The following is a 19,790-nucleotide window of genomic DNA, read 5'->3' as shown; positions in this document are numbered from 1 at the left end:
GCCAATCCCCAAACACGACTTCGCCCGCCAGGGGGCAATTCCCCCGACGGGCGCGGCTCGAAAGCAGTCGTATGGAGAATTGGCCCCGCCGGGAAATGGGAGGCGGAAATTACTTCAAGGAGCTGCTAATCGAAGTGAACTTGTCGTTCATGGTGGTGCCCAGGCCGTTCACCACGGTAATGATCGCCAGCGCGATGCCGGCTGCGATCAGGCCGTACTCGATTGCGGTTGCACCTGAATCGTCGGTCCAGAACTTCAAAATCATGCGCTTCAAGTCTCGCCTCCTATTCCATTTCAAGCTGTGTGGGTTGCCCAACACCCGCAAATCTACGTGGTACAACCTGCGGTCGGGTTAACCTCGTGAATGCAAGTTATTGGAAAAAATTGGAACAAAAGTTCCAAAAATTGAACCGGACGGAACCCTGAGAATGCAGCCTTCCCCCACCCATCGCGCCAGTTTTTCGATCGGCAGCGAGATCGCCGCCAGGCGCATTGTCGACGTCCTCACCGAAATGTTCTTCGAGGACGATGCGGCGGTCGCCGCCTTCGAGCAGCCGAACGGACAGTGGGACGTCGCGCTGCATTTCGCGAACGCGCCGGACCGGGCCTGGCTGCGCGAACTCGTTGCAACCTCAGCAGGAAATGAGATCGCGGACACGCTGGCCTTCGACACCGTCGAAGCCAGGGACTGGGTCAAGTCGAGCCTGGAAGACCTCGTCCCGGTGCCGGCCGGGCGCTTCGTCGTCCACGGCAGCCATGACCGCGACCGCGTGGCGCCAAACAAGCTCGCCATCGAGATCGAGGCGGCTCTCGCCTTCGGCACCGGCCATCACGGCACCACACGCGGCTGTTTACTCCTGCTTGACCATGTCCTGAAAAGCACCCGGCCCGGCCGCGTGCTCGACCTCGGCACCGGGACCGGCGTGCTGGGGATAGCGGCGGCGAAGGCGCTGCATCGCGCGGTGCTGGCCTCCGACATCGACCCGGCCTCGGTCAAGGTGGCAGCCGAGAACGCCTTGTTGAACGAAGTCGGTCACCATGTGCGAGTGATCCGCGCCACCGGATTCGCGGCGGCTGATTTCGGGAGATGCGGCCCGTTCGACCTGGTGCTGGCCAACATCCTGGCCAATCCGTTACGGCAATTGGCGGGCCCGTTGACGCGGCACCTCGCGACCGGAGGGCGCGTCATCCTCTCCGGCCTGTTGACGCCCCAAGTCCCCGCCGTGATCGCCGCCTACCGCGCGCGCGGCCTCGTGCCTCTGAAGCACTTGCGGATGGAGGGGTGGAGCAGCCTGTTGCTGCGGAAGATGGGGTGAGTACGGGTGCTGCCGTAGATGCCGCTACTTTGCCGCCTTCTCGTCCGGGCGCATCGCGCGCTCGGCCCGCGAGGCGCGCCTCGCGCGGCGTTCGGCGAAACGGTCGATCATCTGGTTGATGAGGCCGCGCGGTTTCTTCGGTGTTGCCGCAGCCGGGGCGCGGCGCACCGGCGGCGTAATCTTCTCAAACGTGAACGCTGGCATCGAGTGTCCCCTCGTCATTGAGATGAACAACTTGCTCGAATTTCCCTGTTATCCGGACGAAGCGCAACTGCCGCATCCTGTACTCCACTCAATTCGAATGGAACTTGTTCAAGCACAGTCCATGCCAGATACGACCTCAAATGCGTCTACATTGCGGACTGATCCGCATGATCATAAAGTGATCCACCATGTTCGAAGCGCACTTCCAGACATTCGAGGAGCCCGAGGCGGGCGTCGCATTGACGGCCCGGTTGGCCGCGCTCCGTGAAGAACTCGCCCGCCGCAAGCTGACCGGTTTCGTGATTCCACGCGCCGACCAGCAGCAGAATGAGTATGTGCCGCCGTCGGAAGAGCGTCTGGCCTGGCTGACCGGTTTTACCGGCTCGGCGGGACTGGCGGTGGTGCTGACGCACGAGGCCGCGGTGTTCGTCGATGGCCGCTACACGATCCAGGCGGCCAAGCAGGTCGATTCAAGGGCCTGGGCCGTGGAATCTCTGATCGATCCCCCGCCGGAAAGCTGGATGTCGGCACACCTGAAGGCCGGCGACCGCCTAGGATTTGATCCGTGGCTGCACACTTTTGCGGCAGCCGAGCGTTTGTCCGCCGCCTGCACCAAGGCCGGTGCCGAGTTGGTCGCCGTCGACAGCAATCCGGTCGATGCGATCTGGCAGGACCGCCCACAGCCGCCGATTGCGCCGGTCACGGTGCACGGGATGCAACATGCTGGCGTGACTGAAGCCGAGAAGCTGACGCAGATCAGGAGCGAGATCGGCAAGCTCGGCGTCGATGCGTTGGTGCTGTCCGACAGCCATGCCGTGGCCTGGACCTTCAACATCCGCGGCGCCGACGTCGCGCATACGCCGCTGCCACTGTCCTATGCGCTGGTGCCGAAGGACGGCCGTCCCACCATCTTCATCGATCACCGCAAGCTCTCCAATCTGACCCGCGACCATCTCGAGCAGTCCGCCGACGTGCGCGAGCCCGATGCGATGGCGCCGACGCTGATGGCGCTCGCCAAGAGCGGTGGATCGATCGCGCTCGACAATGCGACCGCGGCCGATGCCCTCAGCCGGCTGATCACGGGTGCCGGTGGCAAGCCGGTGCGCGGCAGCGATCCGATCGCACTGCTCAAGGCGGTCAAGAACACGACCGAGATCAAGGGCACGCAAACGGCGCACCGGCGCGACGCGGTGGCGCTGGCGCGCTTCCTCGCCTTCATCGATCGCGAGGCGGCAAGCGGCAAGCTCACCGAGATCGACGCGGTCGAGGCGCTGGAGACGCTCCGCCGCGACACCGGCGCGCTCAAGGACGTGTCATTCCCGACCATATCGGGCACCGGCCCGAATGGCGCCATCGTACACTACCGCGTCACCCGCAAGAGCAACCGGCGGATCGTGCCGGGCGATCTGCTGCTGATCGATTCAGGTGCGCAATACGAAGACGGCACCACCGACGTCACCCGCACCATGGCCGTGGGCGAGCCGACCGACGAGATGCGCGACCGCTTCACGCGTGTGCTGCGCGGCCACATCGCAATCGCCCGCGCGATCTTTCCCGACGGCGCGACCGGCGCGCAACTCGACACACTGGCACGGCAATATCTCTGGGCCGCCGGCGTCGATTTCGAGCATGGCACCGGCCACGGCGTCGGCAGCTATCTCTCGGTGCACGAAGGACCGGCACGGATATCGAAGCTCGGCACCACGCCGCTGAAGCGAGGCATGATCCTGTCCAACGAGCCCGGCTACTACAAGACCGACGGCTTCGGCATCCGCATCGAGAACCTCGAACTGGTGGTCGCAGCCGACATCAAGGGCGCTGAGAAATCGATGAACGCGTTCGAGACGCTGACCCTGGCACCGATCGACCGCCGGCTGATCGATGTCGGCATGCTCAGCAAGGACGAGCTCGACTGGCTCAACGCCTATCACGCGCGCGTCAGGGCCGAGGTGCGGCCGGCCCTGGATGAGACGACGAAGGCGTGGCTGGACCAGGCCACGGCGGAGCTGAAGGCGTAAGCGCGTCGTCGCGACGTCGCATGGCACTACGTGTTTTGTGCAAGGCTGTCTCACCACCACAGCTGTCATGCTCCGCGAAGGCGGGGCATCCAGTACGCCGCGGCCTCTCGATTCAATCACTGCTGCCTCTGGAATACTGGATTCCCCGCCTCCGCGGGGCATGACACCTGTCACGCGGCACGAGCAACGCGCCCAATTCATCATCATCGCGCCGCCATTATCACCGTCCCGGAATCCGTATAGCCGCATTCCAAAACGCCGATATGCGTCTTGTGCGAGCGCGCTACAGTCCGATTCGAATTTCTGCGAGACGGACACGCATGCACGGCATGATCAGCACGCCGCCGCCAGCGGCGCAACACAACCTCGCGACCTCGCGCGTGGTGTTGCTGCTGCTCGTCGTCATGACCGGCATCGCGCCGATCTCGCTTTACATGCTGGTTCCGGCGCTACCGGTGCTGGCGACGACCTTTGGCAGCGATATCTCGGTCGCGCAGATGACGGTGTCGCTGTACATGGTCGGCATCGCGCTATCGCAACTCATCATGGGCCCGCTGTCGGACCGTTTCGGGCGGCGCCCGGTGCTGCTTGGAGGCCTGGCGCTGATGGTCGTCGCCAGCGTCGCCTGTATCTTCGCGGAAACCCTGCCGCAGCTGATCGCCGCGCGCTTCTTCCAGGCGCTGGGCGGCGCCGCCGGCATGGTGGTGAGCCGCGCCATCATCCGCGACATCTACCAGCGCGATCGCGTCGCCTCGATGATCAGCCTCGTGGTCGCGGCGCTGATGATCGGGCAGATGGTCTCCCCGCTCACCGGCGGCCTGATCGAGACGGCATTCGGCTGGCGCGCGATCTTCTACGCCATCACCGTCGCCGCGATCATTGTCGCCGTCGGCATCGCATTCGCGCTGCCCGAGACGCGCCGAGACCGCGCCGCCGGCAGCGGCTTTCGCGGCGATGTCGGCATCCTGATCCGCAACCGCGCCTTCGTCGGCTACGTGATGTGCCAGGTGCTGGCGTCGCAGATCATCTTCACCTTCGCCGGCGGCGGCCCCTATATCGTAGTGACGCAGATGGGCAGGACCAGCGCCGAATACGGCGCGTGGTTCGCGACGACGGGTTTTGCCTATCTCGTCGGCAATCTGCTCTGCGTGCGCTTTGCGCCGCGGCACTCGCTGGAGAAGTTGATCTGGTTCGGCCTCGCGCTCCAGCTTTGCGGCAGCCTGTTGAACCTGCTGTGGAGTTTCACCGGCTGGAACGAGGCACCCGCCTGGCTGTTCGGCACGCAGATGATCGTGATGGTCGGCAATGCCTTCGTGATGGCGAACTCGGCCGCCGGCGCCATCAGCGTCCGTCCCGAGGCCGCCGGCACCGCATCAGGTGCGATGGGCTTTCTCCAGCAGGGCATCGGCGCGCTGATGTCGCAATTCGGCGCCTATCTCGGCGGCCATTCCGCGACCACGCTGCCGCTCACCGCCGCAGTGCTGGCGATCTCCCTGCTGTGCGCCTGCACGATGATCTTCGTCGTCCCCCGCCGCGAGGTCATGGTGAACGAGACGCTGATCGAGCAGGCGGAAGAGGAAGAGAGCGGGATGATGTGAGGGATGGCACGCCGCGTACTTGGGACATGATGGCTTCCTCCAATTTTCCGCATTGCGAGCGAAGCGAAGCAATCCAGGCTATTTCCGCGGCACGAAGGCAATCCAGAATCCGTGCCGCGGAAATAGTTGGATTGCTTCGCTTCGCTCGCAATGACAGTTGCTTCGCTTCGCTCGCAATGACGAAAGAAGCCCTCACTCCCCGATCAGCGTCAGCCACTCGTCCTCGGTCAGCACCTTGACGCCATGCTTGTTGGCTTCCGCGAGCTTCGAACCCGCGCCGGGGCCGGCGACGACGAGATCGGTTTTCTTGGACACCGAGCCGGACACTTTTGCGCCTAGCCGCTCAGCGGTGGCCTTGGCCTCGTCGCGCGTCATCTTCTCCAGCGAGCCCGTGAACACCACGGTCTTGCCGGCGACGGCGGAGTTGCTCTTCGGCTTCTCGGCGTCGACGACCTCGACCTCCTTCGTCAGCCGCTCGACGATGCCGCGATTGTGGCTCTCGCCGAAATAATCGGCGATGCTCTTGATCACGGTCTCGCCGATCTGGTCGAGCGCATCCATCTCGGCCATTGCCTCCTCGTCGCCCTTGGCAACCTTGAGGCTGGCGTCGTGGAAGGCGTCCCAGGAGCCGTAGCCGCGTGCCAGCGCCAGCGCCGTGGTCTCGCCGACATGGCGCATGCCAAGCGCGTAGATGAAGCGCTCCAGTGCAATCTTGCGACGGCTCTCGATCGCGCCGAACAAATTGCGCACCGAGGTTGCGCCGTAACCCTCGATGTCCTCCAATTTGAGTTTTGCGTTGCGCTTTTCCAGCGTGAAGATGTCGGCTGGCTCCTTCACAAAACCCTCGTCGAAGAAGTACTGGAGCTGCTTCTCGCCAAGGCCGTCGATGTCGAAGGCGCGCCGCGACACGAACAGCTTCAAATGCTCGATCTTCTGGTAGGGGCAGGCGAACTCGCCGGTGCAGCGAGCGCGTGAGCCCTCTTCGCCCGCCGCCGTCTCCTCGCGCGTGACATCAGTATGCAACGGGCACGGGCACTTCTTCGGAAACTGGAATTCCCTGGCAGCCTTCGGCCGCTTGTCGAGGACGACGTCGACCACCTGCGGGATGACGTCGCCGGCACGCTGAATCACGACGGTGTCGCCGATCCTGATGTCGCGGCCCTCGCGCAGCACCTCGCCCTTGTTGCCGATACCCTTGATGTAATCCTCGTTGTGCAGCGTGACGTTCTGCACGATCACGCCGCCGACGCCGACCGGTTCGAGCTTGCCCACCGGCGTGAACGAGCCGGTGCGGCCGACCTGGATCTCGATGTCGCGCAACACCGTCGTGGCGCGCTCGGCGGGGAATTTATGGGCGATGCCCCAGCGCGGCGTGCGCGAGACGAAGCCGAGCCGTTCCTGCCAGTCGATGCGGTCGACCTTGTAGACGACGCCGTCGATGTCGTAGTCGAGTTTTGCGCGCTGTTCCTCGATCGCACGATGAAACGCCAGCAGTTCCTCGACGGAGTGACAGAGCTTGGTCAGCGGGTTGGTCCTGAAGCCGCAGCGCTCGAACCAATGGATCATGCCGCTCTGCGTGCCCTCCGGCATCGCGCTCATCTCGCCCCAGGCATAGGCGAAGAAGCCGAGGGGACGCGAGGCGGTGATGGTCGGGTCCTTCTGCCGGAGCGAACCCGCGGCCGAATTGCGCGGATTGGCGAAGATGGTGCTGCCTTCCGCCTTCTGCCGCTCGTTGAGCGCGAGGAAGGCCTTCTTGGTCATGTAGACCTCGCCGCGCACCTCGCAGATGTCGGGGACGTTGCGGCCCTTCAGCTTTTGCGGCACGTCTTCGAGGGTGCGGATGTTTGCGGTGACGTCCTCGCCGACCGCGCCGTCACCGCGCGTCGCGGCGGTGGCGAGCTCACCACCCTCATAGCGCAGCGACATCGAGAGGCCGTCGATCTTCGGCTCGGCCGAGAAATCGATTCTGTCGTCGTCGAGCTTCAGGAACCGCACGATGCGGCCGACGAAGTCGCGCAGATCCTCTTCCGCAAAGGCGTTGTCGAGCGACAGCATGGGGACGGCATGCCGCACCTTCTTGAAGCGGCCCGACGGTGCAGCGCCGACTTTCTGCGACGGCGAGTCCGCGCTGACGAATTCCGGAAAGCGCTTCTCGATCGCGTTGAAGCGCTGGCGCAGCGCGTCATACGCGGCATCGGTGACTGTGGGCGCGTCGTCCTGGTAGTAGCGCTCGTTGTGCCCCTCGATCTCGAGCGCGAGCCGCATGTGCTCGACCTTGGCCTGCGCCTTGGTGAGGTCGGCGACGTCGCGAAGCGGTGCTGGTTTCGATTTTGCTGCTCTGGCCATGGTGCTTGGATACGATGGAGCGGGCGGGAGGGTAAAGGCGGTTACAGTTTCGTACCCCGGACATTACGTTTAGGGCCCCGGCGCTTGCGCGCGTCCGGGACACGAAATCAAGCCGTCGCCGCCTTGAGCAAACGGTCCGCGGCAGCCCTCGCCTCGGCGGTGATCTCGGCGCCGGCGAGCATCCGCGCGATCTCCTCGCGGCGGTGGTCGGCGGCGAGTGCATTGACGCGGGTGGCGACGCGCTTGCCCTTGTCCAGCGCGTCCTTGGAGATCAGCAGATGCTGGTCGGCACGGGCGGCGACCTGCGGGGCGTGGGTTACGGCCATCACCTGAACCTTGCCGGCGAGCCGCGCCAGCCGTCCGCCGATCGCGTCCGCGACCGCGCCGCCGACACCGGTGTCGATCTCGTCGAACACCAAGGTCGGCGCCGAGCCGCGGTCGGACAGCACCACCTTCAGCGCCAGCAGGAAACGCGACAGCTCGCCGCCGGAGGCGACCTTCATCATCGGCCCCGGCTTGGTGCCCGGGTTGGTCTGCACCCAGAACTCGACGCGGTCGAACCCTTGCGGGCCTGGAGCGGCCTCGTCGGTCTGGACCTGGGTCATGAACTTGGCGCGTTCGAGCTTGAGCGGCGCGAGCTCGGCATTGACCGCCTTGTTGAGCTTCTCCGCCGATTTCTGCCGCGCCATCGACAGCTTCTTGGCGGCCGCCGCATAGCGCGCATCGGCCTCGATCGCAGCCTGCTCCAGCTTTTTCAGCCGGGAGGCGCCGGCATCGATCAGAACGACATCGGCGGCGTATCTTGCGGCAAGCGCGGCGAGCCCGTCGACCGGCGTCGAATATTTGCGCGACGCGGCGCGCAACGCGAACAAGCGCTCCTCGATGCGTTCGAGCTCCGAGGGATCAAAATCGGTCGCGGCAAGCGCCGCCTGGAGATGCTGGTCGGCCTCCTCCAGCGCGTTGATCGCGATGTCGATCGCCCTCACCGCGGGTTCGACCAGCGCCGGCGAGTTGACGCCGCGACGCTCCAGCCGGCGCACGGCCGCCGACAGCGAGGCGACCGGCGAATGGTGGCCACCGACCGCCTCCTGCGCCTCGCGCAAGTCGGAGGCGATCTTCTCGCCCTGCATCATGGTCGTGCGCCTCGAGGCCAGCGAGGTCTCCTCGCCGTCCTTGGGCGCGAGCTGCTTCAATTCGTCGGAGGCGTGGCGGAGGTAATCGGCTTCGCGCGCAGCGCGCTCCATGCCGGCACGATGCTCCTCCAGCGCGGTGCTGGCGGTGCGGCGTGCGTCCCAGAGCGCCTCGACCGCCGAGACGTCCTTTTCGAGACCGGCGAAGGCGTCGAGCAGGCGGCGGTGGGTGGCGGCATCGACCAGCGCGCGCTCGTCGTGCTGGCCGTGGATCTCGACCAGGGCAGCCCCGACCGCCTTCAGCGTCTGCACGCTGATCGCCTGGTCGTTGATGAAGGCGCGGGTGCGGCCGTCGGCGAGCTGGACCCGGCGGAGAATCATCTCGCCGGTATCGTCCAGCCCGTTCTCCGCGAGGATTTTGGCCGCGGGATGGTTTTTTGGGATATCGAATACGGCAGTGACCTGCCCCTGCTCCGCCCCATGCCGCACGAGGCCGGCATCGCCGCGGCCGCCGAGCGCCAACGCAAAGGCATCGAGCAGGATGGATTTGCCCGCACCGGTCTCGCCGGTCAAAACCGCGAGGCCCGGTGCGAATTCGATATCGAGCCGTTCGATCAGGACGATGTCACGGATCGACAGACGCGCCAGCATGGAACTCTATTTCCTAGCCGAGACCCATTTTCTTGAAGGTCTTGCTAATCCAGGACCCCTGATTCTCGCTCGGTTCGAGACCGCCCGATTTTACAAGATTATAGGCGTCCTTGTACCAGCGACTGTCAGGAAAATTATGCCCGAGCACGGCGGCGGCCGTCTGAGCCTCGCCGACGATCCCGATCGCCATATAGGCCTCGGTCAGGCGGTACAGCGCCTCTTCGACATGGCGGGTGGTCTGGTACTGCGTCACCACGGCCTTGTAGCGGTTGATCGCCGCCGTGTAGTCGCGCTTCTGCGCGTAATAGCGACCGACGTTCATTTCCTTGCCGGCGAGCTGGTCGCGCGCACCTTCGATCTTGGCCTTGGCCGAGGTCGCATATTCGGAGGTCGGATATTTGCGCACCACCTCTTCCAGCGAGGCGATCGCCTTCTCGGTGCGGGTCTGGTCGCGGCTGATGTCCGGAATCTGGTCGTAATGCGAGGCGGCAATCAGATATTGCGCATAAGCCGCATCCGGGCTGCCGGGATGCAGCGTGACGTAGCGGGTGGCCGCGCCGATGCAATTGTCATAGTCGCCGCCCTGGTAGGACGCGTAGGCCGACATCAGCAATGATTTGCGGGCCCAGTCGGAATAAGGATGCTGGCGGTCGACCTCTTCGAACTTCTTGTTCGCCGCCTTCATGTCCTTCTTCTCGTTCATGAGGTACAGGCCCTCATTGTAGATCTTGTCGGCGGGCTCCTCGACGAAGGTGTCGTCCTTGGCGGTGAACTTGTCCCACAGCGCGCCGGTGCCGCAGCCGGCCAGCGGCAGCGCGAGCACGAAGAGGGCGACAACCTGAATCAGCCCACGGGCACGAGACGAGACTTCTCGGGACGAGACTTCTCGAGACGGGACTTCTCGAGACGGGACTTGAAGATATCCGCGCGTCATACGCTGTGCCGACATGAATATTGCCCTGACGCCCTGTGGTGCGGTGTCCGCCAGCCCATGAACCCCGTCCTGGGCGCGAAATATAGCCGTGGTGCCTGCCGTGCGACCACGCCGGTGTAACCGAAAAACGATCTTCAACCAACCGGATAGGCAGGCATTCCGCCCGGATTAAGGCGAACGCGCCGCAATCCTAGCCGATCATCGTTACCAGGAGTTTCCCGGGGAAAGCCGCCGCCAAACGCCTGCGGCGACGGGTCTCTTCAGGCCCGTCTCTCCTTTAGGAAATATCCGCTTCAGGAAACGTCTCGCTTCAGGAAACGTCCGGCCCGTAGACCGCGGCGATCCGGCCGCCGACGATGCCGCGACCGGTTTCAGCCACCGGACGCGTGGTACGGCGGGCTGCCTCGCCCTCGACCACCCGCCACGCTGTACGGTCGGCGAGCAGCGCGGTCAGGACGGCGTGGTTGAGCTTGTGGCCGCCACGCACCGAGCGGTAGGCGCCAAGCAGCGGCAGACCAGCCAGCGCGAGGTCGCCAATCACGTCCAGCACCTTGTGGCGGGCGCATTCGTCGGCGTAGCGCAGGCCTTCGGTGTTGAGCAGCCGCTCCTCGTCGAACACGACGGTGTTGTCGAACGAGGCGCCGAGCGCATACCCCGCGCTCCAGAGCCGTGCGACGTCGCACATCAGACCGAAAGTCCGGGCCCGACCGACTTCGCGGCGGAAACGCTCCGGGTTGAGGTCGAAGGCGTAGCTCTGCTGGCCGATGACAGGATTGGTGAAGTCGATCTCGACCTCGGCGCGGAACCCGTCAGCATAGGGCCTGATTTCGCCGAAGGAGTCGCCGATCTTGACCGAGATCGGCTTCAAAACCTGGATGAAGCGGCGCTGTGCCGGCTGGGTCACGATGCCGGCCTGGTCGATCGCCGCAACGAAGGCTGCCGCGCTGCCGTCCATGATCGGCACTTCCGGCCCGTCGATCTCGATGATGGCGTTGTCGACGCCCATGCCCCGCAGCGCAGCAAGCACATGCTCGGCGGTGGAAACCAGCGGGCCGTTGCGATCTCCGAGGACGGTGGCGAAATCGGTCGCAATCACCTGCTCGGCGGTGGCCTGAACTTCGCGGTCACTTCCCTCAAGCCCGGTGCGGATAAAAACAAAGCCCGCGTCGACAGGCGCGGGTCCAAGCGTGAGCGTGACGGGAAGACCGGAATGAACGCCGACGCCTGCCACACTGGCTTGCGCACGAAGCGTTGTTTGCCGGCTAAATTTCATCAGGAACCGCCCCACTACGACCACTGCGACTTATACTGAACCCGACTGAGCGGCCCAGACCGCTCGCTTCCGAATCCGTATCCCCAAGTCACGGCAAACCATAGTCACTGCCTCAAACAGCGCCAACTCACGCTTTTTTACCGATTGTTACCCCAAACCCGCCGTATTCGCGCCAAGGCTTAACCAAATTGGACCGGAGTTCGGGACCGTTTTCGGTAGTTTTACTGAACCATCGAATATGTAATTAATTATTTAAAATCAGTTGCTTGGCGACGCAATCCGGATACGCACAGGGCAAAAGAAAAGGTCCCGGCAAGCTTCCCGCCGGGACCCCTTTTTGTCTGCCTTATTGTAACAATCCTCAGGTCGCCTGCCGCCGCAGGAAGGCCGGGATATCAAGATGGTCATCTCCCTGTGGCGCCGGGGCAACAGGCGCGGGACGGCCGTGCATGTCCAAGCCCTGCGGCGCGGGACGACGGGCATACTCCGACACCGGCTCGGTGGAAGCGATTTGCTGCGCCACGGTCTTCTGAGGCCGGCGATCGGGCAGCGGCGGCATCGCGGGACCGGCGGTGCGGGCCGCGATCGGCGCCTCGCTCTCCTCGTCACGACGGCCGAGGCCGACATTGGCGAGGCGCTGCAGCAGCGACAGCCGGGTCTTCTGCGGGGTCTCCTCCTCGACCTCGCCGCGGGCCTGGCGAAGCTCGGCCTGGGCGGGCATCGGAAGTTCCTCGATCCGCGGCATCCGCGGTGTGCGGACCGGCGCACGCTCGGCCTGCGGCGGGATGAAGGTTTCCGGCGTCATCGGCTCATGCATGGCCATCGGCGCCTGCTCGGGCTCGGGGAACAGCGTGGGCTTTTGCGCGATCGGCCGCACTGTGACGTCGCCATAGGTCTGCATCGGCGCGGGAGCCTGCGGGACGTCCGCAACGGCGGCGGCGATGGCGGCAAGCGCAGCGCGCTCCACGTTCGGACGCGGAGCCGTGGGAGCGGCGGCAAATTGGCCCGTTCCTGCGGCCGGGGTCTGCCCTTCGAACTTCTGGGCGCGCTCGGCCATGCGCTGATTGTCGGCGCGCAGCCGTGCGGTCAAATCGGCAAGACGGCTCTCGGCAGCCGCGGCCGGAGCAGCGGGAGCCTGCTGCGCCTGCGGAGCAGGATTCGCCACGGGAGCGCTGGTGGCCTGGCTGTTACGCGCGATCGCGGCCTGCTCGATGCCGGTGGCGACGACCGAGACGCGGATCAGGCCGTCGAGAGCTTCGTCGAAGGTGGCGCCGACGATGATGTTGGCGTCCTGGTCGACTTCCTCGCGGATGCGGGTCGCAGCTTCGTCGACCTCGAACAGCGTGAGATCCTTGCCGCCGGTGATGGAGATCAGGAGGCCCTTGGCGCCCTTCATCGAGCTATCGTCGATCAGCGGGTTGGCGATCGCGGCTTCGGCGGCGGTCAGCGCGCGCTTGTCGCCGGAGGCTTCGCCCGTGCCCATCATCGCCTTGCCCATCTCGCGCATGACGGCGCGAACGTCGGCGAAGTCGAGATTGATCAGGCCTTCCTTGACCATCAGGTCGGTGATGCAGGCAACGCCCGAATAGAGCACCTGGTCGGCCATCGCGAAAGCGTCGGCGAAGGTGGTCTTCTCGTTGGCGACCCGGAACAGGTTCTGGTTCGGGATGATCAGCAGCGTATCGACGACCTTGTGCAGCTCGTTGATACCCGCTTCCGCGGTGCGCATGCGGCGGCCGCCTTCGAAGTGGAAGGGCTTGGTCACGACGCCGACGGTGAGGATGCCCATCTCGCGCGCGATCTTGGCGATCACGGGAGCCGCACCGGTGCCGGTGCCGCCGCCCATGCCGGCGGTGACGAACACCATGTTGGCGCCCGAGAGATGGTCGCGGAGTTCGTCCATCACTTCTTCGGCTGCGGCCGCGCCGACGACCGGCTGCGAACCTGCGCCCAACCCTTGCGTGGCGGCCGTGCCCATCTGCACGATGCGCTGCGCCTTCGACATCGTCAGCGCCTGCGCGTCGGTGTTGGCGACCACGAAGTCGACGCCCTGGAGGCCCGCCGTGATCATGTTGTTGACGGCGTTACCACCGGCGCCGCCGACGCCGAACACGGTGATGCGGGGCTTCAGTTCGTGAATATCAGGAACATTGATGCTGATGGTCATGTTTGCCTCTCGATCACGCGCGCGTGGGTTCGCCCCGGCCGGCGGCCGCGGGAGTTGGTGAAAATCGAATATTGCGGGAAGGAGTCATCAGAAGCCCTCGCGTAGCCATCGTCCGACCTTTCCGAAATACCCGCCGGTCCCCGTCCTGACCTGCTGCCGCGTATGCCGCGGTTCGACATGTTCGTGGTGAACATATTGCGGGTAGACGAGCAGTCCGGCCGGCACCGCAAAGGCGGCGTTCTTCGCCTCGTTGGGCAGCCGGCCGAAACCGAGCGGACGTCCGACCCGCACGGGCCGGCCGAGAATCTGCGTTCCGAGCTCGACCAGACCGGTGAGCTGCGAAGCCCCGCCCGAGAGCACGACGCGGCCGTTGGGCTCCGAGGCGAAGGGCGAATCCTTCAGCTTGTCCCGAACCATTTCGAAGACTTCCTCGGCACGATGCTTGACGATGTTGGCGATGGTAGCGCGGGAGACGATCTGCGGCAGATCCTGCTCGTCACCGGCTGTCGGTACAGACATCAGCTCACGCGAGTCCGATCCGCCGGTGATGACGGTCCCGTATAACGTCTTGATTCGCTCGGCATCGGCAATGGTCGCGGAGAGCCCGCGCGCCAGATCCATCGTGATGTGTTGCCCGCCGACCGCAAAACCGGCGGCATGCACGAAGCGACCGCCGGAAAAGACCGCGATCGTGGTGGTGCCCGCGCCCATCTCGACCACGGCAGCGCCGAGATCGGCCTCGTCGTCGGTCAGCACCGACAGGCCGGCCACATAGGGGCTTGCCGCCATGGCTTCGACGTTGATGTGGCAGCGTTCGACCGCCAGCATCAGGTTCCGCGCCACCGTGGCGTCGCAGGTGACGACGTTCATGTCGATGCCGAACTGATGCGCGACCATGCCGCGGGGATCGCGGATGCCCTTGACGCCGTCGAGCGTGTAGCCGACCGGCAGCGCGTGCAGCACGGTGCGGCCTTCGCCGGTGGCGTGGCGCATGCCGGTGGAGGTGACGCGGCTGACATCGGCCGGCGTCACGGCGCCGCCGCGGATGTCGGCCGCAGCTTCGACCAGCTGACCGGAGAGCCGACCGCCGGAGACCGACAGCAGCACGGACTCGACCCGCACCTTGGCCATTTTCTCCGCAAGCCCGACGGCCTGTCGTACCGCCTGCTCGCATTCGCCGAGATCAATCACGGCGCCGGCCTTCATGCCGCGGGACTGGATCTGGCTGTAGCCGATCAGCTCCACCGCATGGGTCCGGTCGCGCAGGGCTTCGCTCGGCGCCGACGGCTTCAGCCGCGCGATCATGCAGGCAATCTTGCTGGTGCCGATGTCGAGGCAGGCGACGAGGCCGCCGCGCTTGTGCGGCATCGGGCGTGTCTTCGGTGTCTGGGTGCGATCAAGACCGGTCATGCAGCGTCCCCGGCCTTTTTCTTCTTCTTGTCCTTGAACAAATCGTCGCGCGCCTTGGCGGCGTCCTCGGACAGCTGCACCACCAGCCGATCGGGCAGGCGCAGGTCGACCGCGACGATGTCGCGGGAGAACAGCCTGTCCTCCTTGTCGAGCCTGGACAGCATCGCAAGCGCGTTGCCGACGTCCTGCTCGGGCAGGCGGATGTCGAGGCCATCCTTGAGCCTCAGGTTCCAGCGCCGCTCCCCTACGAAGATCGCGGCCTTTGTGATCGAATTGACCTGCGGATAGCGCGCCAGCAAAGCGAGGAAATCGCGGGCCTGCGTATCGGCGCCCTTGCCGACCACGAGCGGCAGCGACAGGAATCGGCGCGAGACATAGGGTTCGAGCACGGCGCCATCGTCGGCGATGACGGAGAGCCGGCCGGCCTCCTGCCACAGCGCGAACGCCTTGCGCTCGGTGAGCTCGATCATGAGCTGGCCCGGATAGAGCTTCAGCACGGTCGCGTCCGCGATCCAGGGATTGGCCTTGAGCTTGTCGCGCACGGCGTCGGCGTCGAGGAACAGCAGCGAGGATCGGCCGCTGACGCCGCCGATCGCGAGGATCTCGTCCTGGCTGAGCTGCTTGCGGCCGTTGATCACGACGGAGGTGATGCGGAAGCCGGCGGAATTGGCCAGCGCGTTGCGGGTGTCGTTGACCGCCGTGATGAAATCCTGGAGATGGCCGCCCTTGACGATACCGAAGCCGCAGCTTCCGATCAGGAGCAGCACCGTCATGCTGATCCCGACCCGGCGCGGCAGATAGCGCTCGACCAGCGCGACCAACCGCGGCGTCGGCTCGCGCTCGATGATGGCTTTGGCCCGGGCTTTGGTTTTAATCTTTTCGTTGGCCGCAGCACGCGCGCCGTGAACTCGTTCCAGACGCTTGTCCTGCACCCACTCGCGCAGAAGCACGACCGCTCCGATAGCGGCCGCCTTCAGGTCAGCTTGGGGCCTCAGCGATCTGAAAAGCGACCGAGTGAGGCTTCCTGCTCCATCCATTGCACGAGCTCGTCAACAGTTTGCCCGCGACATCGCGCGGGTCCTGGCGAACATGACGTCTCGGACTTGCCGGGCCGGGTGCTGGTCTTCAGCAGAAGAAAACCTCTCCCCTTCAGAGCGTTCGCTGGGAGTGACAACACCCGCAACGGTCCACGCGCCGGCAGCCAAAGCGTCATATGCGCCGCCAGCGTTAACCTTCGGACGTCCTGGTAAACAAAAGGTAAAGTTCGTTAACGACGTGAGCGTTTTGCCCAGGCCTGTGAGGCATTTATGCCGCAATATCCGGCATTTTACCGGTTTTGGGTTCCAAAACCGGCCGTTTCGCCAGTTCGGCCGTTAACCAGTCCTAATTATTTTCGCACACCGGCCACGGCGAGCTCGACCAGGCCGCGCAGGAACTCGACGAACGCGATGCCCTCGGCCTTCAGCGCCTTGGGGTAGAGCGAGGACTTGGTCAGGCCGGGTAGCGTGTTGGTTTCGAGATAGACCAGCCCCTTGTCCGAGACGATGAAGTCCGAACGCGAATAGCCGGTACACGACATCGCCCGGTGCGCCAGCATCGCCTGCTGCTTCAGTGCGGCGGTGATCTCCGCCGTGAAGCGGCCTGGACAGATCTCCTGGGTCGACTTCAAAAGATATTTCGCCGCGTAGTCGAAACTGCCCTCGCCCGGGATGATCTCGATCGGCGGCAGCGAGATGATCGAGCCATCCGGCCGCTCCAGCACGCCGCAGGTCGCCTCGATGCCGGCGATGTAGGGCTCGATCACATACTCTTCGTGCTTCGCTGCATTGCGGACGGCGACCAGATCCTGCTTGGCGTTGACGAAGATCAGACCGTAGCTCGAGCCATCCCTGGCGGGCTTTGCAATCAGCCGGCCGTATTCGGCGAAGGCCTCGTCGATCTGGTCCAGCGCAATGTTGGCCGGCGGCGACACGCCGCCGAGCGCGGCGAAATGCTTGGCCGCGAACTTGTCGAACGCGAGATGCGAGGAGGCCGAGCCCGATCCGGTGAACGGCACGCCGCGCGCCTCGCACATCACCTGCAATTCGCCGTTCTCGGCACGACCGCCGTGCAGGCCGAGCACCAGCACGCGGTTCTCCGCCCTGGCCTGGTCGAGCGCCTGCTCCAACGGAATGCCTGACGTGCCCGGCTTGAACTCGTCCTCGAACGGGCGGGCATGTTCGAGCAGCTGTCTGGACTGCACGACATGCACCTTGTCCTCGACGTCCCACCACCAGAGATCGGCCTCGGGCAGCGCTTGATGCAGCGCCTGGGCTGAGGCGACCGAAACCAGACGTTCGCGGTTGGAGCCGCCGAAGAGGATGGTGATGCGCATGTTCTCTCGTCGCTTGTCCAAATTAGCCGGGAATTCCGATCCGCTTGATTTCCCAGTGTAGCTCAATTCCGGAATTCGTCTTCACCCGTTCACGAACGGTCTCGCCCAACATCTCGATGTCGTGCGCGGTGGCATTGCCCGTGTTGATCAGGAAATTGCAGTGCATCTCGGACACCTCCGCGCCGCCGACGCGCAGGCCGCGGCAGCCGGCGGCATCGACCAGCTTCCAGGCGGAATGGCCGGGCGGGTTCTTGAAGGTCGAGCCGCCGGTCTTTTCGCGGATCGGCTGCGCGGTCTCGCGATGGGTCTGCACTTCCGCCATGCGCGCGCGGATCGCGTCGGCATCCCTGATCTCGCCACGGAAACGCGCAAAGGTGAAGATGATGGAGGGATCGACGCCGCAGTTGCGGTAGACGAACTTCATGTCGGCATTGGAGAAGACGTGCTTCTTGCCGTCGCGCCCGACGCCTCGCGCCTCGATCAACACGTCCCTGGTCTCGCCGCCATTGGCGCCCGCGTTCATGCGAAGCGCGCCGCCGATCGTGCCGGGAATGCCGAAGTAGAATTCGAGCCCCCCGATGTTCGCGCCCGCGGCGACTTCCGCCACGCGCTTGTCGAGCGCTGCTGCGCCTGCGGTGACGACATCGCCGCTCGCGCTCGCCTCGCCAAAGGCGCGCGGCGCCAGACGGACCACCACGCCCGCAATGCCGCCGTCGCGCACGATCAGGTTGGAGCCGACACCGACGACATAGACGGGAATGTCGCTTGCGAGATGCGCGAGGAAATAAGCGAGATCGTCCTCGTCCGCCGGCGTGAACAGCACCTGCGCGGGCCCCCCGACGCGAAACCAGGTGAGCTCGGCGAGCGACTGGTTCGCCAGCAACCGGCCGCGAAGATCCGGCATCGCGGCTTGGAGGTCGGGTGTGATGTCGGGGAAGCTCACTGCCCTACCCCAGCGCCTTCAACTCGCCGGGCAAGGCATAGGCCCATTGCGTGATGTTGCCGGCCCCCAGGCACACGACGAGATCGCCCGATTTCGCCACGCCCTTGACGATGCCGGCGAGATCGGACGCCGCCGGCAGCGGGATCACCTCGCGGTGGCCGTGGGCGCGCAGGCCCGCGGCGAAATGGTCTCGGTCGATGCCCTCGATCGGCGTCTCGCCCGCGGCATAGACCTCGGCGACGATCACCGCATCCGCGTCGTTGAAACAGGTGCAGAATTCCTCGAACAGCGACTGCAGCCGGGTATAACGATGCGGCTGCACCACGGCGACGATCTTGCCGTTGGTGGATTCCCGCGCCGCCTTCAGCACCGCCGCGATCTCGACCGGATGATGGCCGTAATCGTCGATAACGGTGACGCCGTTCCATTCGCCGGTCTTGGTGAAGCGGCGCTTGACACCGCCGAAGCCGGCGATCGCCTTGCGGATCGCCTCGTCCGACACGCCGAGCTCGCGCGCGACCGCAATCGCGGCCGTCGCGTTGGAGGCATTGTGGCGTCCCGGCATCGGCAGCATGAGATCGGCAATCTCGTGCACGGCGCCCGTCTTGCGATCGCGGAACGCAACCTTGAACTTCGATCCGCCGCCCGTCGGGGCCAGGTCGACGAAGCGCACATCGGCCTGCGGATTCTCGCCATAGGTGATGATGCGCCGATCCTCGATCTTGCCGACAAGAGTCTGCACCACGGGATGATCGATGCACATCACGGCGAAGCCATAGAACGGCAGGTTCTCGACGAAGTTTCGGAACGCGTCTTGCACCGCCTCGAAGGTCTTGAAGTGATCGAGATGCTCGGGATCGACATTGGTGACGATCGCGACTTCGGTCGGCAGCTTCAGGAACGTGCCGTCGCTCTCGTCGGCTTCGACCACCATCCAGTCACCCGCACCGAGACGCGCATTCGAGCCATAGGCGTTGATGATGCCCCCGTTGATGACGGTGGGATCGAGGCCGCCGGCGTCGAGCAGCGTCGCGACCATCGTAGTCGTGGTGGTCTTGCCGTGGGTGCCGGCGATGGCGACGCAGCTCTTCAGCCGCATCAGTTCGGCCAGCATCTCGGCGCGGCGCACCACCGGGATACGCCGTTCGCGCGCCGCCGTCAGTTCCGGATTGTCACGCTTGATCGCGGTGGAGACCACGACGACCTCGGCACCGTCGACGTTCTCCGCCTTGTGGCCGAGCGAGACCTTCGCGCCGTTCTTGCGCAGACGGTCGAGATTGTAATTGTCGGAGGCGTCCGAGCCCTGCACGGAATAGCCGAGATTGAGCAGCACCTCGGCGATGCCGCTCATGCCGATCCCGCCGATCCCGACGAAGTGGATGGGTCCGATCTCGCGCGGCAGTCTCATGGCGTATCCCGCAGTTCC

15 protein-coding genes are annotated in these 19,790 nt (G+C 65.0%); 3 read left to right on the top strand and 12 right to left on the bottom strand.

Annotated features, from left to right (window positions below; all coding sequences use genetic code 11):
• Positions 1-109 precede the first annotated feature (109 nt).
• The gene (locus tag IVB47_RS05625) at positions 110-274 is read right to left on the bottom strand and encodes a Flp family type IVb pilin (protein ID WP_018454254.1); all 165 of its coding nucleotides are present in this window, start codon (positions 272-274) and stop codon (positions 110-112) included.
• A 154-nt stretch (positions 275-428) separates the two neighbouring features.
• Between IVB47_RS05625 and IVB47_RS05620 the strand changes: the two genes are divergently transcribed.
• Positions 429-1,316, top strand: a complete 888-nt coding sequence (locus IVB47_RS05620) for a 50S ribosomal protein L11 methyltransferase (protein WP_247460561.1) — start codon at positions 429-431, stop codon at positions 1,314-1,316.
• A 24-nt stretch (positions 1,317-1,340) separates the two neighbouring features.
• On the opposite strand, the gene IVB47_RS05615 is transcribed toward IVB47_RS05620, so the two are convergent.
• Positions 1,341-1,520, bottom strand: coding sequence for a hypothetical protein (locus IVB47_RS05615; RefSeq protein ID WP_027570714.1), 180 nt, complete (start codon positions 1,518-1,520; stop codon positions 1,341-1,343).
• 188 nt (positions 1,521-1,708) lie between these two features.
• On the opposite strand from IVB47_RS05615, the gene IVB47_RS05610 reads away from it, so the two are divergent.
• Both IVB47_RS05610 and IVB47_RS05605 read left to right on the top strand, forming a co-directional pair.
• A complete protein-coding gene (locus IVB47_RS05610; protein WP_247460314.1) occupies positions 1,709-3,538 on the top strand; it encodes an aminopeptidase P family protein in 1,830 nt (609 codons plus the stop codon).
• Between the two features lie 320 nt (positions 3,539-3,858).
• Positions 3,859-5,136 carry a multidrug effflux MFS transporter gene (locus IVB47_RS05605; protein WP_247460312.1) on the top strand — a complete coding sequence of 426 codons (1,278 nt, stop codon included), beginning with the start codon at positions 3,859-3,861 and terminating at the stop codon, positions 5,134-5,136.
• A 192-nt stretch (positions 5,137-5,328) separates the two neighbouring features.
• On the opposite strand, the gene ligA is transcribed toward IVB47_RS05605, so the two are convergent.
• From ligA to murC, 10 genes are all read right to left on the bottom strand, one after another.
• A complete protein-coding gene (ligA, locus tag IVB47_RS05600; RefSeq protein ID WP_247460311.1) occupies positions 5,329-7,482 on the bottom strand; it encodes an NAD-dependent DNA ligase LigA in 2,154 nt (717 codons plus the stop codon).
• Positions 7,483-7,589: 107 nt separating this feature from the next.
• Entirely contained in the window at positions 7,590-9,263 is a 1,674-nt protein-coding gene (recN, locus tag IVB47_RS05595; protein ID WP_247460309.1) for a DNA repair protein RecN, read from the bottom strand.
• 13 nt (positions 9,264-9,276) lie between these two features.
• The gene (locus tag IVB47_RS05590; protein WP_247460307.1) at positions 9,277-10,212 is read right to left on the bottom strand and encodes an outer membrane protein assembly factor BamD; all 936 of its coding nucleotides are present in this window, start codon (positions 10,210-10,212) and stop codon (positions 9,277-9,279) included.
• Positions 10,213-10,507: 295 nt separating this feature from the next.
• Positions 10,508-11,470 carry a UDP-3-O-acyl-N-acetylglucosamine deacetylase gene (lpxC, locus tag IVB47_RS05585; protein WP_026232696.1) on the bottom strand — a complete coding sequence of 321 codons (963 nt, stop codon included), beginning with the start codon at positions 11,468-11,470 and terminating at the stop codon, positions 10,508-10,510.
• A 361-nt stretch (positions 11,471-11,831) separates the two neighbouring features.
• Positions 11,832-13,637 carry a cell division protein FtsZ gene (gene ftsZ, locus IVB47_RS05580; protein ID WP_027570708.1) on the bottom strand — a complete coding sequence of 602 codons (1,806 nt, stop codon included), beginning with the start codon at positions 13,635-13,637 and terminating at the stop codon, positions 11,832-11,834.
• Positions 13,638-13,724: 87 nt separating this feature from the next.
• Entirely contained in the window at positions 13,725-15,047 is a 1,323-nt protein-coding gene (gene ftsA, locus IVB47_RS05575) for a cell division protein FtsA (RefSeq protein ID WP_007613530.1), read from the bottom strand.
• Positions 15,044-16,084, bottom strand: a complete 1,041-nt coding sequence (locus tag IVB47_RS05570) for a cell division protein FtsQ/DivIB (protein WP_027570707.1) — start codon at positions 16,082-16,084, stop codon at positions 15,044-15,046. Before IVB47_RS05570 ends, ftsA begins: the two co-directional genes overlap by 4 nt.
• A gap of 350 nt (positions 16,085-16,434) precedes the next feature.
• Positions 16,435-17,421 (bottom strand): D-alanine--D-alanine ligase, encoded by a 987-nt coding sequence (locus tag IVB47_RS05565; RefSeq protein ID WP_247460304.1) that lies wholly within the window; start codon positions 17,419-17,421, stop codon positions 16,435-16,437.
• Between the two features lie 22 nt (positions 17,422-17,443).
• Complete coding sequence (gene murB, locus IVB47_RS05560; protein ID WP_027570705.1) at positions 17,444-18,364, bottom strand: UDP-N-acetylmuramate dehydrogenase; 921 nt, start codon at positions 18,362-18,364, stop codon at positions 17,444-17,446.
• Between the two features lie 4 nt (positions 18,365-18,368).
• Positions 18,369-19,772: a UDP-N-acetylmuramate--L-alanine ligase gene (gene murC, locus IVB47_RS05555; RefSeq protein WP_247460559.1), complete on the bottom strand. Its 1,404-nt coding sequence runs from the start codon at positions 19,770-19,772 to the stop codon at positions 18,369-18,371.
• Between the last annotated feature and the right edge of the window lie 18 nt (positions 19,773-19,790).

The sequence above is a fragment of the Bradyrhizobium sp. 62 genome (assembly GCF_023073035.1).
Lineage (GTDB): Bacteria > Pseudomonadota > Alphaproteobacteria > Rhizobiales > Xanthobacteraceae > Bradyrhizobium.
Note: the sequence above shows the minus strand (reverse complement) of the source record. Positions and strands in the feature narration are given on the sequence as shown.